Annotated in this window: 20 protein-coding genes; 4 read left to right on the forward strand and 16 right to left on the reverse strand. The window is 40.6% G+C overall.

Annotation, left to right across the window (positions count from 1 at the left end; all coding sequences use genetic code 11):
* The first annotated feature begins 394 nt into the window (after positions 1–394).
* A complete protein-coding gene (locus H5183_RS03285; RefSeq protein ID WP_145233874.1) occupies positions 395–1,465 on the forward strand; it encodes a DUF3083 family protein in 1,071 nt (356 codons plus the stop codon).
* Positions 1,466–1,507: 42 nt separating this feature from the next.
* Here H5183_RS03285 and H5183_RS03290 read toward each other — a convergent pair whose 3' ends face one another.
* The 10 genes from H5183_RS03290 to sdhC form a co-directional block, all read right to left on the reverse strand.
* Positions 1,508–2,905, reverse strand: a complete 1,398-nt coding sequence (locus H5183_RS03290; protein ID WP_182730942.1) for a GGDEF domain-containing protein — start codon at positions 2,903–2,905, stop codon at positions 1,508–1,510.
* Between the two features lie 9 nt (positions 2,906–2,914).
* Positions 2,915–3,355, reverse strand: coding sequence for a hypothetical protein (locus H5183_RS03295; protein WP_182730943.1), 441 nt, complete (start codon positions 3,353–3,355; stop codon positions 2,915–2,917).
* Between the two features lie 215 nt (positions 3,356–3,570).
* Complete coding sequence (gene sucD / locus H5183_RS03300) at positions 3,571–4,443, reverse strand: succinate--CoA ligase subunit alpha (RefSeq protein WP_145233870.1); 873 nt, start codon at positions 4,441–4,443, stop codon at positions 3,571–3,573.
* Entirely contained in the window at positions 4,443–5,609 is a 1,167-nt protein-coding gene (sucC, locus tag H5183_RS03305) for an ADP-forming succinate--CoA ligase subunit beta (RefSeq protein ID WP_145233868.1), read from the reverse strand. The genes sucD and sucC overlap by 1 nt, the downstream gene beginning before the upstream one ends.
* 176 nt (positions 5,610–5,785) lie before the next feature.
* Complete coding sequence (gene odhB / locus H5183_RS03310) at positions 5,786–7,300, reverse strand: 2-oxoglutarate dehydrogenase complex dihydrolipoyllysine-residue succinyltransferase (protein ID WP_145233866.1); 1,515 nt, start codon at positions 7,298–7,300, stop codon at positions 5,786–5,788.
* A 3-nt stretch (positions 7,301–7,303) separates the two neighbouring features.
* Positions 7,304–10,123, reverse strand: coding sequence for a 2-oxoglutarate dehydrogenase E1 component (sucA, locus tag H5183_RS03315; RefSeq protein WP_145233864.1), 2,820 nt, complete (start codon positions 10,121–10,123; stop codon positions 7,304–7,306).
* An 86-nt stretch (positions 10,124–10,209) separates the two neighbouring features.
* On the reverse strand, positions 10,210–10,926 hold the full coding sequence (locus tag H5183_RS03320) for a succinate dehydrogenase iron-sulfur subunit (RefSeq protein WP_016709644.1): 717 nt from the start codon (positions 10,924–10,926) through the stop codon (positions 10,210–10,212).
* A gap of 10 nt (positions 10,927–10,936) precedes the next feature.
* A complete protein-coding gene (sdhA, locus tag H5183_RS03325; protein WP_182730944.1) occupies positions 10,937–12,709 on the reverse strand; it encodes a succinate dehydrogenase flavoprotein subunit in 1,773 nt (590 codons plus the stop codon).
* Positions 12,710–13,057 (reverse strand): succinate dehydrogenase, hydrophobic membrane anchor protein, encoded by a 348-nt coding sequence (gene sdhD, locus H5183_RS03330; RefSeq protein ID WP_145233859.1) that lies wholly within the window; start codon positions 13,055–13,057, stop codon positions 12,710–12,712.
* Positions 13,048–13,425 carry a succinate dehydrogenase, cytochrome b556 subunit gene (gene sdhC, locus H5183_RS03335; RefSeq protein ID WP_145233857.1) on the reverse strand — a complete coding sequence of 126 codons (378 nt, stop codon included), beginning with the start codon at positions 13,423–13,425 and terminating at the stop codon, positions 13,048–13,050. The genes sdhD and sdhC overlap by 10 nt, the downstream gene beginning before the upstream one ends.
* A gap of 411 nt (positions 13,426–13,836) precedes the next feature.
* On the opposite strand from sdhC, the gene H5183_RS03340 reads away from it, so the two are divergent.
* From H5183_RS03340 to H5183_RS03350, 3 genes are all read left to right on the forward strand, one after another.
* A complete protein-coding gene (locus H5183_RS03340) occupies positions 13,837–15,123 on the forward strand; it encodes a citrate synthase (RefSeq protein ID WP_145233855.1) in 1,287 nt (428 codons plus the stop codon).
* Between the two features lie 132 nt (positions 15,124–15,255).
* The gene (locus H5183_RS03345) at positions 15,256–16,470 is read left to right on the forward strand and encodes an aminotransferase class V-fold PLP-dependent enzyme (RefSeq protein WP_182730945.1); all 1,215 of its coding nucleotides are present in this window, start codon (positions 15,256–15,258) and stop codon (positions 16,468–16,470) included.
* Positions 16,471–16,483: 13 nt separating this feature from the next.
* Positions 16,484–16,897 carry a SufE family protein gene (locus H5183_RS03350; RefSeq protein WP_145233851.1) on the forward strand — a complete coding sequence of 138 codons (414 nt, stop codon included), beginning with the start codon at positions 16,484–16,486 and terminating at the stop codon, positions 16,895–16,897.
* On the opposite strand, the gene tcdA is transcribed toward H5183_RS03350, so the two are convergent.
* Genes tcdA through msbA form a run of 6 tightly spaced genes read right to left on the reverse strand, consistent with a single transcriptional unit; the run spans position 16,894 to position 22,028 of the window.
* On the reverse strand, positions 16,894–17,694 hold the full coding sequence (tcdA, locus tag H5183_RS03355) for a tRNA cyclic N6-threonylcarbamoyladenosine(37) synthase TcdA (RefSeq protein WP_182730946.1): 801 nt from the start codon (positions 17,692–17,694) through the stop codon (positions 16,894–16,896). The two genes, H5183_RS03350 and tcdA, sit on opposite strands and share 4 nt — an antisense overlap.
* A complete protein-coding gene (locus tag H5183_RS03360; RefSeq protein WP_257325926.1) occupies positions 17,695–18,369 on the reverse strand; it encodes a TIGR01621 family pseudouridine synthase in 675 nt (224 codons plus the stop codon). It lies immediately after the preceding gene.
* Positions 18,370–18,372: 3 nt separating this feature from the next.
* Positions 18,373–19,131 (reverse strand): 3-deoxy-manno-octulosonate cytidylyltransferase, encoded by a 759-nt coding sequence (kdsB, locus tag H5183_RS03365; RefSeq protein ID WP_145233845.1) that lies wholly within the window; start codon positions 19,129–19,131, stop codon positions 18,373–18,375.
* Positions 19,119–19,316, reverse strand: coding sequence for a Trm112 family protein (locus tag H5183_RS03370; protein WP_182730947.1), 198 nt, complete (start codon positions 19,314–19,316; stop codon positions 19,119–19,121). The genes kdsB and H5183_RS03370 overlap by 13 nt, the downstream gene beginning before the upstream one ends.
* Positions 19,306–20,286 (reverse strand): tetraacyldisaccharide 4'-kinase, encoded by a 981-nt coding sequence (lpxK, locus tag H5183_RS03375; RefSeq protein ID WP_182730948.1) that lies wholly within the window; start codon positions 20,284–20,286, stop codon positions 19,306–19,308. The genes H5183_RS03370 and lpxK overlap by 11 nt, the downstream gene beginning before the upstream one ends.
* Positions 20,283–22,028, reverse strand: coding sequence for a lipid A export permease/ATP-binding protein MsbA (gene msbA, locus H5183_RS03380; protein ID WP_145233839.1), 1,746 nt, complete (start codon positions 22,026–22,028; stop codon positions 20,283–20,285). Before msbA ends, lpxK begins: the two co-directional genes overlap by 4 nt.
* Positions 22,029–22,052 lie beyond the last annotated feature (24 nt).

Genomic DNA, 22,052 nt, shown 5'->3' on the forward strand with positions numbered 1-22,052 from the left:
AATAATAGTGGTTCTATTGGTAAAATCAATAACGCAGTATAAATCGCTTTTAAACCAACCCGTTGGGCGTTTCGCAAGCACTTACTCTCATCGTTGTTACTTCTTAAAAGGGACTGCCATTGTTGCAAAGTAACGCCTTGATATTAAGCCCCTGTGAAACGCTGAATTCTGCATATTGAGGTGGTTTGGGTATATTATAAAAACAAACTTTAACATACAGTAATAGATGCGGGTTTATTACATATTGTGTGCTTAGCGGAAAATACTAGCTAAAGAACCACGCCTGGGTTGTTATTTAATCTCTTAATGACGATAAATTGTTCTAGCGCAATAAAACAGTCATTCAACCAAGCTACAGTGACGTCATTAAAGTAATTCTTTTAAGGAGAAAATAATGGCTTCACTTTCACAGCATCGCGTTTATATCCCAACTACTGCACGCGCAAACCAATATATCTTAGCGGAGTTCGTACCCAGTGCCGATTTATACGCACGTTTTAGTAATATACAGCAATGTTATGAACGTTTAGCACGACAGCTATTCTCTTCATGTGATGAATACGAGCTACACAATGTACATTTGATAGCAAACGATAAGCTCCCCGTTGTTAGGTTTCATGAAGAGTCGTATTGTTTACAAACAGAAAAACAAATTTTATTCTTTTATAACCCGCGTTACCATGAAGCGCATAAATGCATTTACGACAGCAGCAAACCCAGTAAAAAAATTCGCTTACTCTTCCTTGCTACTGGTGAAGACTTGCGTGCGAATGCTGCCATATTCCATACTCGGGTTAAAAAAGTACTCGAATACCTACAAAGCACATTATTGATCGATGAAGCAGCAATAAAAGTGCGTGATCATCAACATTTAACCTATGACTTGTTCGCCAAAGCGAAAGGATGTAAAGAAAGCTACGGTTATAAACTCAGAGGACTCTACCCTCGCTACCAAAGCCGCCATTGTACACTCCCTGCAGAACATAATGAGATGACCTATACGACATTTGCGATCCCAATAACACGTACTATTAAAACTCAGTTTCATCATTTACTTAATAAGCCAACATTCACAGAGTTTTACCAGCACTTTTATGACGCATTTATTAAGCAATGCGCCGCCAAAAATTTACATTTAGCGGCGATGATAGCAAATGGTACGATGCCAATAATTAGAAACAGTAAGACTGATAACAACGATGGCAATCATGAATTGCAAAAGCTAAGTTTTTCAACCGACGATCAAAAAACGCAATATAGTCATTATTGGCATGATGAAAAACTAGTAGATTCACTGCATTTTGTTATTGTTGCCAGTGAAAAAGACGAACAAGGAATTGGCCACGGTCGGTTTATGAATCAAGTTGAAAGTGTGATCCGTACACTCATCGAACCATTATCTATTAATATAGAGCGCCAAGATATCACTGTGCGATTTTTTCAACATATCAATCATTATCTATAATAGCGAGCTTGTCGATAATGAACCCCTTAAGCTAAGTTCAGGTTAACTACAGACCTTATCCCTGCCAGTATTTTTAGCATGGTAAAGGTTTGTGTCAGCAACTTTTAATAACGTATTAAGGGCGAGTCCTGGCTGCATTTGTGCTACACCAGCACTGCTTGTTAAAGTGATTTTTTTACCGGTCAAGCTTAACGATTTTAAACAAATGCATAAGTTACCGATAAAATCATGCCCTTGTGCAAGTGTTAAGTTTGGCATTACCACAATAAACTCTTCACCACCAAAGCGAGCAAATTGATACTCAGTATCAGCTAACTGCTCTGTAAGTAACGCGCTAAAAGCAATTAGGGCTTGATCACCGATATCATGACCATATTGATCATTTACTTGTTTAAAATGATCAATATCTAAAATTGAAACTGAAAAGTTTTGTTGCTTCCCGATAAGTTGCGCTGCAATAAAATCGAGAATATAGCGACGGTTATGAGCTCCAGTGAGTGGATCTGTATTTGCTCTGCGTTGGCTTCGTAAATATGCTTTGCGTTGATTTAATGCGAAAATTGTAATGCTTAATATCGCTAATATACCAATAACAGAATAGGCTGCTTGTAACTGTCCTTCTTTAGCTAACTTATCTAAAGTAATTTGTTGGTATTTTAATTTCTCTTCAGCAAACTGCAATTTGATATCTTGTTGAGTAGATTCAAATCGTGAGCGTGCTTCTTGCTCGAGTTTCTGCTGCGTTGTTTCTTTTGCTTGCTCTGTAAGCTTAATCAATAACTTCAGTGCATTAGTAGCCTCTGCAAAACGACCTAATTGTTCTAGGCTTTGCGCCTTTAAGCTGAGTGTATTCCGGCTGTAACGGTTATTAAGCGGCCTATCGTAATCAGTCAACAATAACTCTGATGCTTGAATATATTCAAGTGCTTGCTCTGGTTGCTGTAATGCTAAGAAAGTTTTAGCAAATCCATTATTTAACGCAATTATATGCGCTGGATTTACAATCACTTTATTAACATAACTTTTAGCCAAGTATAGTAGTTGCAACGCTTGCGAATATTTTTTTTGCTTCAGAGTGACATTTGCTTTACCAGCTGGCGCTAAAAAAAGATAGCGCGGTGCTTTTACCATTGCTGATAACATTATCATTTCTTCATAACAAGCCGCCGCTGAATCAAGTTTTTCGGCGCGCTCATATGTCATGCATAAGATATAGATAACAGGCAAACCATTGACAAAATTGCCGTTTTTACTGGCGAGATCGCGTGCTAAAACTGCATATTGCTTACCTTTCTCAAATAGTGACATGGTCGAATAATATGCAGCTAAACTATCATAAACATAAAGCATGGTAGTTGATGACATATTCGCAGTTTTGGCTTCAATGTAGGCATTTTCGATAATTTCTATTGCTTTAGGGTATTCCTCTTGCCAGAGCAACAGAGCCCCTTAAATTGACTCAGCTTGTACCAACATCTCTAAATCGTTTGCTTGAATAAAGGCATTTTGTGCTAAGCGGATTTGTTTAATACTTTCAGGTAACAGCCCTTCTTCTAAAGAAAAAACACTCCGATACATTAACCAATAACCTTGGATCCAATCATCGTCTTTAGGCAGTTGTTGTTGGGCAAGTTCAAAGTAACTTTGTGAACGTGCGATATCACCTTTAAATAAATACAGCCGCGCTAACAAAGTATTATTATAAGCGTGTTCAGTGGTAGAAATACGCTGAGCTGCTTGTGTAATAACTAATTCTTCGATCAACTGATTTGGTTCAGCTAATGCGCGTTGTTCGGTTACTAAAAATGCGGTACGAAATGAAGTAGATGAAAATAAATTGAAAGAGCAACAAAAGCATACAAGGTAGACTGTAAAATAAATTATTCGCATTACTGCTAGATCTTCCAATGATAAAAAGCAATCGCACATTATAACGGCAGTTTTGATTATTACCAGTAGAGTTTATTGAAACAAGCTATTGATTTTTATTATTAAATAAACAGCTAGAGATTCGGAAATTTATCATTATCTAGACATAATACTTTATAAATAATGGCAAAAAAAAGGCTCAATAAGTGAGCCTTTTTTCAAAACATAGCAGGTTATTACCAGCCAGTTTTTTCTTTAAGTGCTTTACCGATATCAGCAAGTGAACGTACAGTTTTTACGCCCGCAGCTTCTAATGCAGCAAATTTCTCATCAGCAGTACCTTTACCGCCAGCGATGATTGCGCCAGCATGACCCATACGCTTACCTTCTGGTGCAGTAACACCAGCAATGTAAGAAACAACAGGCTTAGTAACGTTAGCTTTGATGTACTCTGCAGCTTCTTCTTCTGCAGTACCACCGATTTCACCGATCATTACGATCGCTTCAGTTTGTGGATCTTTTTCGAACATTTCTAAAACGTCGATAAAGTTAGTACCAGGAATTGGGTCGCCACCAATACCAACACAGGTAGACTGACCGAAACCTGCATCTGTAGTTTGTTTAACAGCTTCGTACGTTAAAGTACCAGAGCGAGAAACAATACCTACTTTACCAGGTTTGTGGATGTGACCAGGCATGATACCAATCTTAGTCTCACCAGGAGTGATAACACCTGGACAGTTAGGACCGATCATACGAGTACCTGTTTGATCTAGTTTAACTTTAACGTCAACCATATCAAGTGTAGGGATACCTTCAGTGATACAAACGATTAGCTCGATGCCCGCATCGATTGCTTCTAAGATAGCATCTTTACAAAAAGGTGCTGGTACATAGATAACTGATGCAGTTGCACCTGTTGCTTCTACAGCATCACGTACAGTGTTAAATACTGGAAGACCAAGGTGCGTTTGACCGCCTTTACCTGGGCTTACACCACCAACCATTTGTGTACCGTACTCAAGCGCTTGCTCTGAGTGGAAAGTACCTTGGCCACCGGTGAAACCTTGACAGATAACTTTTGTATCTTTATTGATTAATACAGACATTATTTGCCCTCCGCAGCAGCAACAACTTTTTCAGCCGCGTCTGTTAGTGATTCAGCAGCAATGATATCTAGACCAGAATTCTTAAGAACTTCACGACCTAGCTCAGCGTTAGTACCTTCTAAACGTACAACTACAGGTACGTTTACGCCAACTTCTTTAACTGCGCCAATGATGCCTTCAGCGATCATGTCACAACGAACGATACCACCAAAGATGTTAACTAAAACAGCTTTAACGTTGTCATCTGAAAGAATGATTTTGAATGCTTCAGATACACGTTCTTTAGTCGCGCCGCCGCCAACATCTAGGAAGTTTGCAGGCTTACCACCGTGTAGGTTTACGATGTCCATAGTACCCATTGCTAGGCCTGCACCGTTAACCATACAACCAACGTTACCGTCTAATGCAACGTAGTTAAGTTCAAAACTTGCTGCATGTGCTTCACGTGCATCTTCTTGTGATGGATCGTGGAAATCACGCATTTTAGGTTGACGGTAAAGGGCATTACCATCGATACCGATTTTGCCGTCAAGACAGTGAAGGTTACCTTCATCAGTGATAACAAGCGGGTTGATTTCAAGTAGAGCGAAATCGAAATCAGTAAACATTTTACCAAGACCCATGAAGATCTGTACGAACTGTTTCATTTGTACTGGGTTAAGACCCAATTTAAAACCTAGTTCACGTGCTTGGTAAGCTTGAGGACCTACTAATGGGTCGATCTCTGCTTTGTGGATAAGCTCTGGTGTTTCTTCAGCAACAGTTTCAATTTCAACACCGCCTTCAGTAGACGCCATGAAAACAACTTTGCGAGATGCACGATCAACAACTGCACCTAAGTACAATTCGTTGGCGATATCAGTACAGCTTTCTACTAAAATTTTAGCAACTGGCTGACCATTCTCGTCTGTTTGGTAAGTAACTAGGTTTTTACCTAACCAGTTAGCTGCAAACGCTTTAACTTCGTCGATAGTTTTAACTAGCTTTACACCGCCAGCTTTACCACGTCCACCTGCGTGAACCTGAGTTTTAACAACCCACATATCACCGCCGATTTTCTCAGCAGCTGCTGCAGCTTCTTCAGGTGTATCGCAAGCGAAACCTTGAGAAACTGGTAAACCATATTCGGCAAAAAGTTGTTTTGCCTGATACTCATGCAAATTCATGATGCTTTATCCAATTTTTTATACTAAAAGAGCTGACTATTTTTATAAATAGACAGCTATCCCAAATTGCGCACCTAGTATAGATCCCAAGGCTTAACATGAAAACCCCAGTACGACCAAAGGCGCAAAAAAAAAGCTGTGAATATGACTCACAGCTTATATTTTATACTACTGAATTAAACATCCAGTAATAAACGAGTTGGATCTTCAAGTAACTCTTTAATTGTTACTAAGAAGCCAACAGATTCTTTACCATCTATTTGGCGATGATCATAAGATAATGCCAAATACATCATAGGAAGAATTTCAACTTTACCATTCACAGCCATTGGACGATCTTGGATTTTATGCATACCCAAAATTGAAGACTGCGGTAAGTTGATAATAGGTGTTGATAGTAACGAACCGAACACACCACCGTTAGTGATAGTGAAGTTACCACCAGTCATGTCGTCAAGTGTTAACTTACCATCACGACCTTTAAGTGCTAATTCACGAATACCTTTTTCGATTTCAGCAACAGATAGCTTATCGCAATCTTTTAGTACTGGAGTCACTAGGCCACGTGGCGTAGAAACTGCAATGCTGATATCAAAATAGTTGTGGTATACGATATCATCGCCATCAATTGATGCATTTACGTCAGGGAAACGTTTTAGTGCTTCAGTAACTGCTTTTACGTAAAAAGACATGAAACCTAAACGGATACCGTGACGTTTCTCGAACACTTCTTGATACTGCTTACGAAGATCCATGATTGGTTTCATGTTAACTTCGTTAAATGTCGTTAACATTGCAGTAGAGTTTTTCGCTTCAAGAAGACGATTAGCAATGGTTTTACGTAAACGTGTCATAGGAACGCGTTTTTGTGTACGGTCACCCATTGGTGCCGCTGGCGCTGCTTCAGCTTTAGCCGCAGGAGCTGGTGACTTCAAGAATTGATCAACATCTTCTTTTGTCACACGACCATTTTTACCAGAGCCTTTAATTTTAGAAGCATCTAGGCCTTTTTCTGCGATTAAACGACGCACTGACGGTGTTAACACGTCTGAACTATCGCTAGAATCAGCAGCTGGAGCTTGTTCTTTTGCTGCAGGGGCTGCAGCTGGTGCGCCACCGGCTTTAACTTTACCGATAACTTGGTCACCCAGTACTGTATCGCCTTCTGCGTGAATAATTTCACCCATTACGCCATCTTCTTGAGCAACAACTTCAAGAACAACTTTATCAGTTTCGATATCAACTAGGTTTTGATCGCGTGTTACTGCGTCACCTGGTTGCACATGCCAAGTAGCTACTGTCGCGTCTGCGACTGATTCTGGAAGTACAGGTACTTTAATGTCCACTTCTTTACCTTCTGATGCTGGTGCTGATTGCGCCGCTGGCGCGTTTTCTTGTTTGTCTGAAGCTGGTGCAGCTTCGCTCTTTGCGTCTTCAGTTGGCGTAGCTGCATCAGCCTCACCAATGATACCGATCACTTGGTCGCCAAGTACGGTTGCACCTTCTTCTTGTGAAATTTCAGTGATCACACCGTCATGTGGTGCAACAACTTCTAAAACAACTTTGTCTGTTTCGATATCTACTAAGTTCTGATCACGGCTTACTTTGTCGCCAACACTTACATGCCATGTAGCAACGGAAGCATCAGCAACCGACTCAGGAAGAACAGGAACTTTAATTTCTGTGCTCATTGCTTATCCTTTATTTTCAATAGTAAGCGCGTCTGCGACAAGCGCTTGTTGTTCTTTAGTATGCACTGACATATAACCACACGCTGGAGAAGCAGAGGCTTTACGACCTGCATATTTAAGCTTCGCACCTTGTGGGATTGCATCTACAAAGTGGTGTTGTGAACAATACCAAGCACCTTGGTTTTGCGGCTCTTCTTGACACCAAACAAAGTCTTTCACATGTTGATAACGCGCCATAATGGCTTCCATTTCATCATGTGGGAATGGGTATAACTGTTCAACACGCACAATAGCAACATTCTCTTGCTCAAGCTTACGACGCTCTTGTAATAGCTCGTAGTAAACCTTACCACTACAAAATACTACGCGTTCTACTTTCTTAGCATCAATATCATCGATTTCATCGATCATATTATGGAATACACCTTCTGCAAGCTCTTCAAGCGACGACGTTGCAAGTGGATGACGTAACAATGATTTAGGTGTCATAACAATCAGTGGGCGACGCAGTGGTCTTACTGATTGACGACGTAACATTGCATATACTTGTGCCGGTGTTGAAGGCACACATACTTGCATGTTGTGATCAGCACATAGCTGTAAGAAACGCTCTAAACGTGCTGAACTGTGTTCAGGACCTTGCCCTTCATAACCATGTGGCAATAAAATGGTCAGTCCACATAAGCGGCCCCATTTTTGCTCACCTGAACTTAAGAATTGGTCAAATACAACTTGTGCGCCGTTAGCAAAATCACCAAACTGTGCTTCCCACAGTACTAGTGATGTTGGCTCTGCTGTCGCATAACCATATTCAAACGCCACAACCGCTTCTTCTGAAAGCACTGAGTCAAATACTTGGAAAGTACCTTGATCTTCACTTAAGTGCTGTAAAGGCGTGTAAGTAGCCCCATCAGTTTGACTATGTACAACTGCATGGCGGTGGAAGAAAGTACCACGACCTGAATCTTGGCCTGTTAAACGAATATCAGTACCTTCAGTTGCGATCGTTGCATAAGCAAGTGTTTCTGCCATACCCCAATCAAGTGGTTTCTCACCGTTAGCCATTAATTTGCGATCATCGTAAATCTTTTTAACGCGAGACTGAGCTTTATATTGCTCAGGGTAACTTGCTATTTTGTTACCTAGTTCTTTTAATTTTTCAACTGGAACGCTGGCATCGTAATCAACACTCCATTCATGGCCAACATACTTAGCCCAATCAGATGAGTGTGATGTTTCTGGTTGAATTTCTTCAACAACACAATTGCCTTCGTCTAAACCATTACGGTAGTCATCAGCCAGTGCTTTAATTTCATCTTCAGTAAACGAGCCTTCAGCCATTAACTGATCTGCGTAGATCAAACGTGGCACTGGGTGTTTTTTGATTTTTTGGTACATGATCGGTTGAGTCGCATTCGGCTCATCCGCTTCATTATGGCCGTGACGACGATAACAAACTAAATCAATAACCACATCACGTTTAAATTGATTTCTGAAATCAAGTGCGATTTGCGTAACAAATGCAACCGCTTCAGGGTCATCTGAATTAACGTGGAAAATAGGCGATTGCACCATTTTTGCGATGTCTGTACAGTAATCTGTTGAACGTACATCGTATTGTTTGCTTGTAGTAAAACCAACTTGGTTGTTCACTACAATGCGAATACTACCACCACAACTAAACGCATTTGTTTGCGATAAGTTAAAGGTTTCTTGAACAACACCTTGGCCTGCCACTGCCGAGTCACCATGAATGGTGATAGGTAGTGCTTTAATACCTGAACTGTCACCCAAACGGTCTAAACGTGCACGAACCGAGCCCATAACTACTGGGTTTACGATTTCAAGATGCGATGGGTTAAAGGCAAGAGCCATATGAACTTTGCCACCTTTAGTAGCAAAATCCGAAGAGTAACCCATGTGGTATTTAACATCACCTGAGCTTAATGTTTCTTTATGCTTGCCAGCAAACTCATCAAATAGTTCTGATGGGTTTTTACCAAGCACATTGACAAGAACATTTAAGCGACCACGGTGAGCCATACCAATAACCGCTTCTTGTTGGCCACTTTCGCCAGCACGGTGAATAAGCTCTTTAAGCATTGGTACTAATGCATCACCACCTTCAAGTGAGAAACGTTTAGCACCGGGGAACTTAGCCCCTAAATATTTTTCAAGACCATCCGCTGCGGTTAATCCTTTAAGGATACGCAACTTTTCATCTTTACTGAATGTTGGACGTGATTGCACTGACTCTAAACGTTGCTGTAACCAACGCTTTTCTTCAGTTGATGTGATGTGCATATACTCAGCGCCAACAGAACCACAGTATGTGGTCATTAGAGCTTGATATAACTCACCTAAAGGCATGGTATCGCGGCCTACGGCAAACGATCCCACGTTAAATTCACGGTCAAAATCAGCTTTAGATAATTCATGATATTCAAGCTCTAAGTCTCGAACACGTTCACGTTGCCAAATGCCCAATGGATCTAGGTTGGCATTTTGATGACCACGGAAACGGAAAGCATTTATAAGCTGGAGAACTTTGACTTGTTTAGGGTCACTGCTTCCACCTTCTGCTACCACTACTTCTCTATGCTTGTTTTTCGCAAGCGCCGCAAACTGTGCACGAACTTCTGAATGCTTAACTTCAACATCCACACCATCAACTTTTGGTAATTGTTCGAACACTTCTCGCCATTCTTCTGGCACAGAAGTCGCATTGTCTAAATACGCTTCATAAAGCTCTTCTATATAAGCAACGTTGCCGCCGTTTAAATGTGAAGATTCTAGCCATGCCTTCATCACACCTTCGTGCATTTATAAGCCCTTTTCTTTAGCGCAGAAATTAATTGTAATAACAAGATGGCCAATTCACATTAGCCATCTTACATTTATCAAGATTATTAAACCGAACGGCTTATTAACATTGATTTGATTTGTCCGATTGCCTTAGTTGGATTAAGACCCTTAGGACAAACGCTAACACAGTTCATGATACTGTGACAACGGAACACGCTGAATGCATCGTCTAAATCAGCTAAACGCTCTTCAGTTGCCGTATCGCGGCTATCAGCCAAGAAACGGTAAGCATGAAGAAGACCAGCTGGACCTATGAACTTGTCTGGATTCCACCAAAACGAAGGACACGATGTTGAACAACATGCACATAGAATACACTCATACAAGCCATCTAACTTATCACGTTCTTCGATTGATTGAAGACGTTCACCCGCCGCTGGCGTGTCATTAATTAAGTATGGTTTAACTTTTTCGTATTGAGTGTAGAACTGACTCATGTCAATAACAAGGTCACGTACCACAGGTAAACCTGGTAATGGACGTATTACAATTTTACCTTTGCCATTTTTTTGTAGCGTAGATAAAGGAGTAATACATGCTAAACCATTTTTACCATTCATGTTAACACCGTCAGAACCACATACACCTTCACGGCATGAGCGACGGAATGATAATGTTGGATCTTGCTCTTTTAATAATAAAAGTGCATCCAAAACCATCATGTCGTGGCCTTCTTCCGTTTGCAAAGTATATTCTTGCATACGTGGGGCGTTATCAACATCTGGATTATAACGATAAACAGAAAATTGTACTTGTGCCATCGTCTCGCTCCTAGTAGGTACGTGCTTTAGGTGGAAATGCTTCGCGCAGTTTAGGCGCATAGTTAACATCACGTTTGCTCATTTCATCCGTTACCGGATTGAAAACAGAGTGACATAGCCAGTTTTCGTCATCACGATCTGGGAAGTCAAAGCGAGAGTGTGCACCACGGCTTTCTGTACGGAAGTTTGCAGCGACTGCAGTTGAGTACGCTGTTTCCATCAAGTTATCTAACTCTAGACATTCGATACGCGCAGTATTGAAATCTGATGATTTATCATCAAGACGTGCATGCTGCAGACGTTCACGAATTTCTTTAAGTTCTTTAAGACCTGCTGCCATAGACTCACCTTCACGGAATACCGAGAAGTTAAGTTGCATACATTGCTGTAGATCTTTCTTGATTTGGACTGGATCTTCGCCTTGACCAATTGTTGAGTTTTCCCAACGATTAAAGCGAGCAAGTGACGCTTCTAAATCTGACTCAGAGGCATCTTTAGATACTTCAACATCATTTAAGTAAGTACCTAAGAAGTTACCCGCCGCACGACCAAATACCACTAAATCAAGCAATGAGTTACCACCTAAGCGGTTTGCACCGTGTACAGATACACAGGCAATCTCACCAACTGCAAATAAGCCTTGAACTACTTTCTCATTGCCTTGGGCATCGATTTGTAGTGCTTGACCATTTACATTGGTTGGCACACCACCCATCATATAATGACAAGTAGGAATTACTGGAATTGGCTCTTTAGCAGGGTCAACGTGAGCAAATGTTTTAGCAAGATCACATACACCAGGAAGACGTAGGTTAAGCGTTTCTTCACCTAAGTGATCAAGCTTAAGCTTAATGTGTGGACCCCAAGGACCATCACAACCACGACCTTCACGGATTTCTGTCATCATTGAACGAGCAACAACATCGCGTGACGCTAAATCTTTTGCATTCGGTGCATAACGTTCCATGAAACGCTCGCCATCTTTATTTAAAAGATAACCACCTTCACCACGACAACCTTCTGTTACTAGCGTCCCCGCACCAGCAATACCGGTTGGGTGAAATTGCCACATTTCCATGTCTTGCATAGAAATGCCGGCACGAGTTGCCATACCAACACCGTCACCAGTATTGATGTGTGCATTAGTCGTTGATGCGAAGATACGACCTGCGCCACCCGTTGCTAATACAACAGCTTTAGATTTAAAGTAAACAACTTCGCCAGTTTCGATATCGATTGCAGTACAACCAACAACATTACCATCATCGTTTTTAACTAAATCTAATGCATACCATTCAGAGAATACATTGGTTTTGTTTTTAACGTTTTGCTGGTAAAGAAGGTGTAATAACGCATGACCAGTACGGTCAGCCGCAGCCGCAGTACGTGCAGCTTGCTCACCACCAAAATTCTTCGATTGACCACCGAAAGGACGTTGGTAAACACGGCCATTTTCAAAACGAGAAAATGGTAGACCCATGTTTTCTAATTCAGTAATTGCTTCTGGGCCTGTTTTACACATATATTCGATAGCGTCTTGGTCACCGATGAAATCGGAACCTTTAACAGTATCGTACATGTGCCATTCCCAGTTATCTTCATGTGAGTTACCCAAAGCAACCGTAATACCACCTTGTGCAGACACAGTGTGAGAACGGGTTGGGAATACTTTAGAGATAAGCGCACAGGTTTTACCTGATTCAGTGATTGCAAGTGCTGCGCGCATACCCGCACCACCTGCGCCAATCACAACGGCATCAAATTCACGAACAGAATATTTCACTTAAACACCCCATAAAACGATTAGACCAATAGCTACGTATGCAACGGCCATAAGGTTTAATACAAACCCTAAAACAGCGCGTAATGTTGCATTTTTCACGTAATCAGTCAGTACTTGCCAAAGGCCAATACGGGTATGAACCATAATGCAAACGAGGGTAATTAACGTAAACCCTTTCATTGCGAGGTTTGAAAACAGGCCTTGCCATGCTTCAAAAGTAACTTCTGGTGTACATAAGAAGTAGCCGATAATAAAAATCGCATACGCGGTAATTACTAGTGCCGTGGTACGTAATGAGACATAATCTTGTACACCATCACGCTTTAGAGTTGCTTGATTTAAAACCATATCCACACCCCTGCTAGAACAGAAGCCACAACGCCAAGTGCCATAGCAATTTTAGCGCTGAGGTTACCTGATTCAAGTTCTTCCCAATGTCCCATATCCATAATGATATGACGAATACCGCCGATAAGGTGGTATGCCAATACGGAAATGGTGCCCCAAGCTATAAATTTGGCAATGAATCCGCTAAACAGACCCTTGACGAATTCAAAACCTTCAGCAGAAGAAAGAGACTCAGACCAAGCCCAAATGACAAACGTTAAAGCAAAAAATAACGCAACACCGGTGACGCGGTGAAAAATTGATGCTTTAGCCGTTGCCGGCATTGATATAGTTGTTAGATCTAGATTTACAGGTCTTTGCTTTTTCACAGTTACTTGCCCATCTTGCCCACTAGGAGCTCATCTACTTGTTTTTCTTAACCCACCAGAAAACGATTTTTCTGATGGAACTATCTAAGTAAAGCTTTTTGTTACGACTAAAATTCACATTTTTGCAAAGATTAGCTGTAAAAATAACGTTTACCTACAGACAATACGGTATAAAACCTTCGATAGTATATATAGCCAAAGGTCTTTTTACAATTCTTGTTTAGTTAGAGCTATTTGCGAATTAGCCAATGGTATAATATTTAATCCCGTCAGAATATTTATTATACATTTGTGCATAATGTTTATAAAAATTGACTTTAACCCCCTCTTTCACGTTAAAATGAAAAGGATGTGCTTAAACAGATTCAGAACATAACAATCAGAGTTGTTATCTTAATAGGAGATAAATAGATGGCGGATAAGAAAGCCACAGTCCATATTGATGGTCTAGATCCAATCGAACTTCCAATTTACCAAGGTACTGCTGGTCAGGATGTAATCGATGTACGTACGTTAGGTGCTCACGGTCATTTCACATATGATCCAGGTTTCATGTCGACTGGTTCTTGCGAATCTTCAATTACATATATCGACGGTGGCAAAGGGATATTACTTCACCGTGGTTACCCAATTGAACAACTAGCCGAAGACTCAGATTATGTTGAGTTGTGTTATTTACTGTTAAACGGTGAATTACCAACTAAAGAGCAATATACTGATTTTGCATCACAAATCACACATAGCACGATGCTTGATGAGAAAATTGCAAACTTCTTCCAAGGCTTCCGTTTTGATGCCCATCCAATGGCTATGCTATGTGGTGTAGTTGGTGCATTATCATCTTTTTATCATGAAGATCTTGATATTACTGATGCAACACAACGTAAAACAAGTGCTGTAAAATTAATTGCTAAGCTTCCAACTATCGCAGCGATGGCTTATAAATACAACGTAGGTCAACCATTCGTTTACCCACGCAATGATTTAAGCTATGCAGAAAACTTCTTACATATGATGTTCTCTGTACCAGCTGAAGAATATAAAGTTAATCCAGTGACTGCAAAAGCAATGGATAAAATCTTTATGCTTCACGCTGATCACGAGCAAAATGCATCAACGTCTACAGTACGCTTAGCTGGTTCTTCTGGTGCTAACCCATATGCATGTATTGCCGCAGGTATCGCATCACTTTGGGGCCCTGCACATGGCGGTGCTAACGAAGCATGTTTAAACATGTTAGAAGAAATTGGCTCTGTTGATCGCATCGACGAATACGTTGCTAAAGCAAAAGATAAGTCGGACCCATTCCGTCTTATGGGCTTTGGACACCGTGTTTACAAAAACTTCGATCCGCGTGCAACTGTAATGCGTCAAACCTGTCACGAAGTACTTGCTGAGCTTAATATTCAAGATCCGTTGCTAGATATTGCAATGAAACTTGAGCAAATTGCATTAGAAGACCCATACTTTGTTGAGAAGAAACTTTACCCTAACGTAGACTTCTACTCAGGTATTATCTTAAAAGCAATTGGTATCCCAACAAGCATGTTCACTGTGATTTTCGCAATGGCACGTACTGTTGGTTGGATCACACACTGGGACGAGATGTTATCTCAACCTGGTCATAAGATCAGCCGTCCACGTCAGCTATATACTGGTCACACACACCGTGATTACGTAGCAACAGACAAGCGTTAATTTTATAGTTGATGCTAAAAAGGGCCGCATTTGCGGCCTTTTTTGTATCTAGTCCTTGAGAAATATCACAAAGCCATTACAATTCCGGTTCAGTTTTTAATTCGGCTTTGGTGTGCTTGATGTTGAAAAGTTATGTTTAATATAGAAAAAATTCGCGCAGACTTTCCTGCCCTAAAACAACTCATCAACGGGCAACCGCTGGTCTATCTTGATTCGGCTGCAACCACCCAAAAACCACTGTCAGTTATCAGCGCGACTGAGCATTTTTACGCACGTAATAATGCTAACGTTCATCGTGGCCGCCATACCTTAAGCGAACAAGCAACCCACGCCTATGAACAAGCAAGACAGACCGTTGCCAATTATTTTAATATCGACGCAAATGAGTTAGTTTGGACCAAAGGAGCTACTGAGGCAATAAACTTAGTTGCGAATGGTTTAACTGAGCAGCTTGATAATGATTCAACCATCATCATTTCAGCCTTAGAGCATCACGCTAATATTGTGCCATGGCAACAGTTAGCAAAGCGCACGGGAGCAAAGCTGCTGGCACTTCCGTTACAAAAAAATGGCAGCTTTGATGTTCAAGCATGTGTTGAATTCATCAGTCAGCATAAGCCATCTGTACTTGCTATCACTCACGCGTCTAATGCACTTGGTAATATCACAGATCTTGACCAAATATTACATGCCGCAAAACGCCATGACGCAATTACCTTAGTGGATGGTGCGCAAGCTGCGCTGCATTTACAGCCAAATTTACCTCAACTTGGTTGTGATTTTTATGTTTTTTCGGCTCATAAAATGCTCGGGCCGACCGGATTAGGAGGATTATATGGTCGTTATGATCGATTAAATAGTTTAGCCGTGTATCAAACTGGTGGCGAAATGATTGAAACTGTTACATTAGCAAAAACAATATTTCGTCAGGCACCAGCAAAGTTTGAAGCAGGTACACCAAACATTGCTGCAGTGATCGCTTTTGCAGCTGCAATCGATTATCTAACCAGTTTAAATAAGACTAATGTATATACTCATGAACAAGTAATTTTTAATTATGCGGCAGAAAAACTGCAAGCCATCGCAGGAATTACCGTTTATAGCAACATTGAGAACAATATTGGTACCCTTTGTTTCAATTATAAAGACGAACACCCTTTCGATATAGCAACACTTTTAGATGGTTATGGTATAGCAGTTCGCAGCGGTCATCATTGTGCGCAGCCATTAATGCAACATTTAGGTATTAATGGCAGTGTTCGAGCCAGCTTTGCATTTTATAATAACCATAGCGATGTTGATTTATTTATCGCTGCTTTGCAAAATTGCTTAGAGTTATTAGACTAATTATGGATAAGACATGATTAAAACGTTTAAAGAAATTGCTTCATCGCTTGAGAGCTCGCCATCATGGCAACAAAAATACCGTGAAATAATGCTACTAGGTAAACAATTACCAGCTATGCCGGCTGTTTTAAAAACCAGCGATGCCCTTGTACCTGGCTGTGAGAGTAAAGTTTGGCTGTATTTGGATTTTGATCTTGAAGAAAATTGCTTGGTTATTATTGGTGACTCAGATACCCGTATAGTAAAAGGGTTATTAGCGATTATTCTGTCGCTTTATAATGGTTTAACCCCTGAACAAGCTATTAACACTGACGCATTTGCACAGTTTAATCATTTAGGGCTTATCCAGCACCTTAGTCCTTCCAGAGGCAACGGTATTAAAGCCATGGTTGAGCGTATTCAAACCATGGCAGAACAGAAAAACTAATTTTTCACGGTACGTGCGCAGCGATCTAAATATTTACGTATTGATTTTGCTGCGACAAAAAAACCAAAACTTCCGGTTACCATAGTCGCTGAACCAAAACCGTTGTTACAATCCATATTCATGGAGCCATCAGCCCCCTGTTTAGCATGACAAACGCTGCCATCAGTACTTGGATATACCAATTGCTCAGTTGAATAAACACAATCGATGTTGAATTTTCGCTTTGGATTACTACTAAAGTTGTACTGTTTGCGCAAAATATATCGGACTTTTGCCAGTAATGGATCATGGGTGGTCTTTGCTACATCACCAAAAGTGATTTGACTCGGATCAGTTTGACCGCCAGCACCACCGGTGGTGATCACCGGTATTTTGTTACGTTTACAATGCGCTATTAATGCCGCTTTTTCTTTTACTGCATCAATGCAATCTATGACATAGTCAAAACCACTTATATGCTCACGAATATTATCTAAAGTAATAAAATCATCGACAACACTGACCTCACACAGTGGATTGATCAATTCACAGCGGGCCTTCATTGCGACAACCTTTGCTTCACCCACCGTGCCTGTTAATGCATGTATTTGCCGATTCACGTTGGTTGCACAAATATCATCAAGATCAATTAAGGTTATTTTACCAACTCCAGTACGTGCTAGAGCCTCTGCCGCCCACGAGCCCACGCCACCAATACCAATAACACAAAAGTGGGCTTGTTGTAGCCATTCAAATTCAGTGTTGCCATATAATCTTTTGATACCACCAAAACGGATATCGGTTACTTTTTCACTCATTTACCAATCCAGTTGCCATGGTGTCTGCCAAGGCTGAAAATTTTCATGTTCAATTAATGTTGTAAACTCATCATCGTAATGCGGTAACAAACTAAATTGCTGTAGTTTACCTTGCCACACAAAACTTAGTGCAAAAGCATGTAAATAGGTGCGCTCAGCAGCAGTACCACCGTATATTACATCACCTAAAATCGGCGCAGAAAGGCTTTTTAGCGCGACCCGTAATTGGTGCGTTTTACCCGAGTAAGGCTTTAAGATAAATGCCCTTCTATTGGCTTTAAAATTAATAGAATAAAAGCGAGTTATAGCTGGGTTTTCTTTACTTGTTAGTAGCTTATAGGTACTACGGCGTGATTTAGCCATATCCCCTTTGATCCAACCTTGCTTTTTCTTCGGTTTGCAATCACTTATCGCCAAATAAAACTTATTAACTTGATGAGCAGTAAATAAAACTGTCAGCTTTGCAGCCGCTTCACTACTGCGTGCTAAAATTATTAGCCCCGATGTCACTTTATCAAGGCGGTGCACAGCATATAACTTTTCTGCGAGTTGTTGCTCAGCGAGTACTACAAAACCTGGGCCTTCTTCACTATGGAAATTAAGCCCGGCAGGTTTTTCTATAATATAAAAATCAAGGTGCTTTGCTATAACCTTGAGTAATGTGAACGTGTTCACCACTTAATGACTTTGCAGTATAGCAATTACACGCGCTAAATCATCAGGCGTATCAACCCCTGCTTGCGGTGTTATTTTTGCCTGTTCTATTTTTATTTTATAGCCATGATATAAAACACGTAATTGCTCAAGAGATTCAAGTTGCTCTAATGGGGATGGCGTCAGTGAGATGTATTGTTTAATAAAACCAGCGCGGTATGCATAAATACCCACATGACGTTGAAAATCTTGTGTGTCTAATCCGTTATTCTCACCTGTGTACATATGACTTCGATCATAGGGAATGCTGGCACGAGAAAAGTACAGTGCATTTTTATTTACATCGCTGACGACTTTAACTGCATTGGGATTAAAGATCTCATCGACATTCTCAATGGCGGCACTCAAGGTCGCCATTGGCGCACTTGAATTAGCAAGTAAAGCTGCAACTTGCGAGACATTTTCAGCGGCTAATAAAGGCTCATCACCTTGCACATTCACTACAATAATATCGTTATTAAGTGATAATAAATCAACAACTTCAGCTAGCCGTTCAGTGCCTGACTGATGATCATCTCGAGTCATTAAGACATTATTAGTAAAGCCTTTGACAACATCAAAAACCTGTTGATGATCGGTGGCTATTACGACCTTACTAGCCCCTGACGCCATCGCCTTTTCATAAACATGTTGAATCATAGGTTTGCCACAAATATCAGCAAGGGGTTTACCTGGTAGACGACTCGATGCAAAGCGCGCTGGAATAACGACTACGAATTCCACTTTTCAATCTCTTCTAAGCACAATTCACGCGCTTCATTTTCTAGTAATACAGGAATATCATCTCGAATAGGGTAAGCAAGTTTTGCAGCTGTGCTGATCAATTCACTGTTTTCTTTGTCTAAACGTAATTTGCCTTTACACACTGGGCAAGCAATTATTTCAAGTAATTTTGTATCAAAGGCCATCTAGGATCCCTTTTTCTCTCAGTAATAAGTTAAGTTTAGATACCACCGCAGGGGATGGCTCTGCGTCAACAGGTAAAAAATACCACGTTGGTTTTGCAAATGAGTGACATTTTACCGCATCTTTCTCCGTCATAAACACTATTTCATCATTAAATTTTATGAAATCTTGTGCTGTATAACCATAATGATCTCGAAAATGATGACAACTTAGCAATGTAATGCCTTGTTGACGTAAGCTATTTTCAAAACGTTGTGGATTACCAATGGCGCTCACTGCGTGACCTCTCAAAAGCGGGACTTTAGTGGCTATATTAGTGGCAACATTTACTAAATCAGCACTTCTTAGCTGATAATTAAACATGGCATTCCCCCCATTTTCAATAACCAAATCAACTGATTTTAAACGTTTTTGTGTTTCTCTCAGTGGCCCCGCAGGCATTAACAAGCCATTGCCAAAACGTCGTTGACTATCAACAATACAGCACTCTATTGTTCTGGCCATTTTATAATGTTGCATACCATCATCGGAAATAATCACATCAAGCTGATGTTGCGCAATTAATTGCTTTACATTAGCTTGTCGATCTGGGCCTACAACTACAGGGCAGTCAAGCCTGCGTTGAATAAGTACCGGCTCATCACCTGCCTGAGTCGTATCAGTATGCTCAGTCACAGTGAGTGGATAGCTATCACTGTTACCGCCATAGCCTCGACTAATAATGCCAACCCTTAAGCCACGCTGCTGTAGGTAATCCGCAAGCCAGATCACAAAGGGAGTTTTCCCGTTACCACCGACGCTAATATTACCTACCACGATAACTGGCACAGGGCTTTGGTATGCCTTCAATAAACCTAGCGCATACGCTAATTTACGCAGATTACTTATAAACCAAAATAATCCACTCAGTGGTAAAAGTAATACGGTAAGAAAGCTTATACCTCGATACCAGCTTTGTTCTAATTTACTCACCCGTGCTCACCAAATTGCATCTTGCAAAGCGCTGCATACGTGCCATCATTAGCCAGTAAGCTGATGTGATCACCACTTTCTATCACTTGACCATTATCAATAACATAGATGTGGTCGCTTTGTTCTATTGTTGATAATCGGTGAGCAATCACAATAGAGGTTTTATTTTTCATTAATGCTTCTAAAGCTTGCTGGATCAGTTTTTCAGACTCTGTATCTAATGCAGAAGTTGCTTCATCTAAAATCAAAATTGGTGCATCTTTTAAGATTGCTCTTGCAATCGCTATACGCTGGCGTTGCCCGCCAGATAACATCACGCCATTTTCACCGACCATGGTATTTAGACCGTCGGGTAAATCTTTCACAAACTCCCACACATGTGCTTGTTTTGCCACATTCAAGACCTCGTCATCACTAAGTGGACGTGCAATACCATAACTGATGTTATTGGCAATGGTGTCATTAAACAACACTACTTGCTGTGATACTAGAGCAAATTGGCGACGTAAATCTGTTAACTTATAATCCGCCAGTGGCACGCCATCGAGTAAAATCTCGCTTGGCGGTTGTAAGTCATAATAACGTGGTAATAAGTTTGAAATAGTTGATTTACCAGAACCTGAACGCCCAACTAACGCAATACTCTCGCCCGCTTTTATAGTGAGCGATAAGTTTTTTAATACAGCTTCTGCTTTCGTTGGGTAATTAAAGGTGACATTTTTAACTTCAATCATACCTTTTACTTTATCTACACTAATTGTACCAACGTCTTTTTCGGCCTCTTGGTCAAGCACTAAAAAAATGCTTTGCGCTGCGGATATGCCACGCTGTAAATCGCTATTTACATTAGCTAATTGCTTTAAAGGGCGTAATAACATCATCATCGATGAAATAAGCACCACAAAATCCCCAGAGCTCACTGTATCAATCATTGATGGCATAGAAACCACCCAGAGAATAACTGCCATTGCACTTGCAGCCAAAATTTGAATCACAGACACACTAAGTGCTTTAGTGGCATCCATTTTGATACGCTGCTGACGATTATGATTATTAATTTTTGCAAATTGGGTTATTTCTTGCTGTTGACCGCCAAAGCCATGAATCACTTTATGGCCACTGAGCATTTGCTCTGAGCTACGGGTAACTTGCCCCATTGCCGATTGAATATTTTTAGAGATAAGACGAAAACGTTTTGATACAACGGAAACAATAACTGCCACCAGGGGGATTATGATCAAAAAGATTAATGACAGCTTCCAACTTGTATAAAACATAACAGCCAGTAAAAACACCACAAATGCGCCTTCTCTGACTACTATAAGCATTGCTTTGGTGATCGCTTGCTGCACTTGCTCGGTATCGAACGTTATTTTTGAAATTAAATCCCCAGTTGAATTTTGATCATGAAAGGCAACGGGTAAATGTAAAATATGCTCAAATAATTGCTGACGTAACGAGCGGACAACTTGTGAACCCACATAACTTAAACAATAAGACGAGATATAGTTAAAAATACCCCGGCCAAACACTAACGCGATGACAACAAATGGTGCGTATTTTAATACTTCAGCGTTGCGTTGATTTAAGCCCTGATCTATAAATGGCTTCATTAGTTGGATAAATAAAGCATCCATAGCTGAGTAGCCAATCATGCCAATCACAGCAAAAATGGCAACGCTTTTATAATCCCCCACATACGTCAATAAACGCTTATAAATTTGTGATGTAGTTTGGTCCATAGTACTCTCTTATTCATAATCTGT

The sequence above is a fragment of the Pseudoalteromonas sp. SR44-8 genome, assembly GCF_014163635.1.
Taxonomy (GTDB): Bacteria; Pseudomonadota; Gammaproteobacteria; order Enterobacterales; family Alteromonadaceae; genus Pseudoalteromonas; species Pseudoalteromonas rhizosphaerae.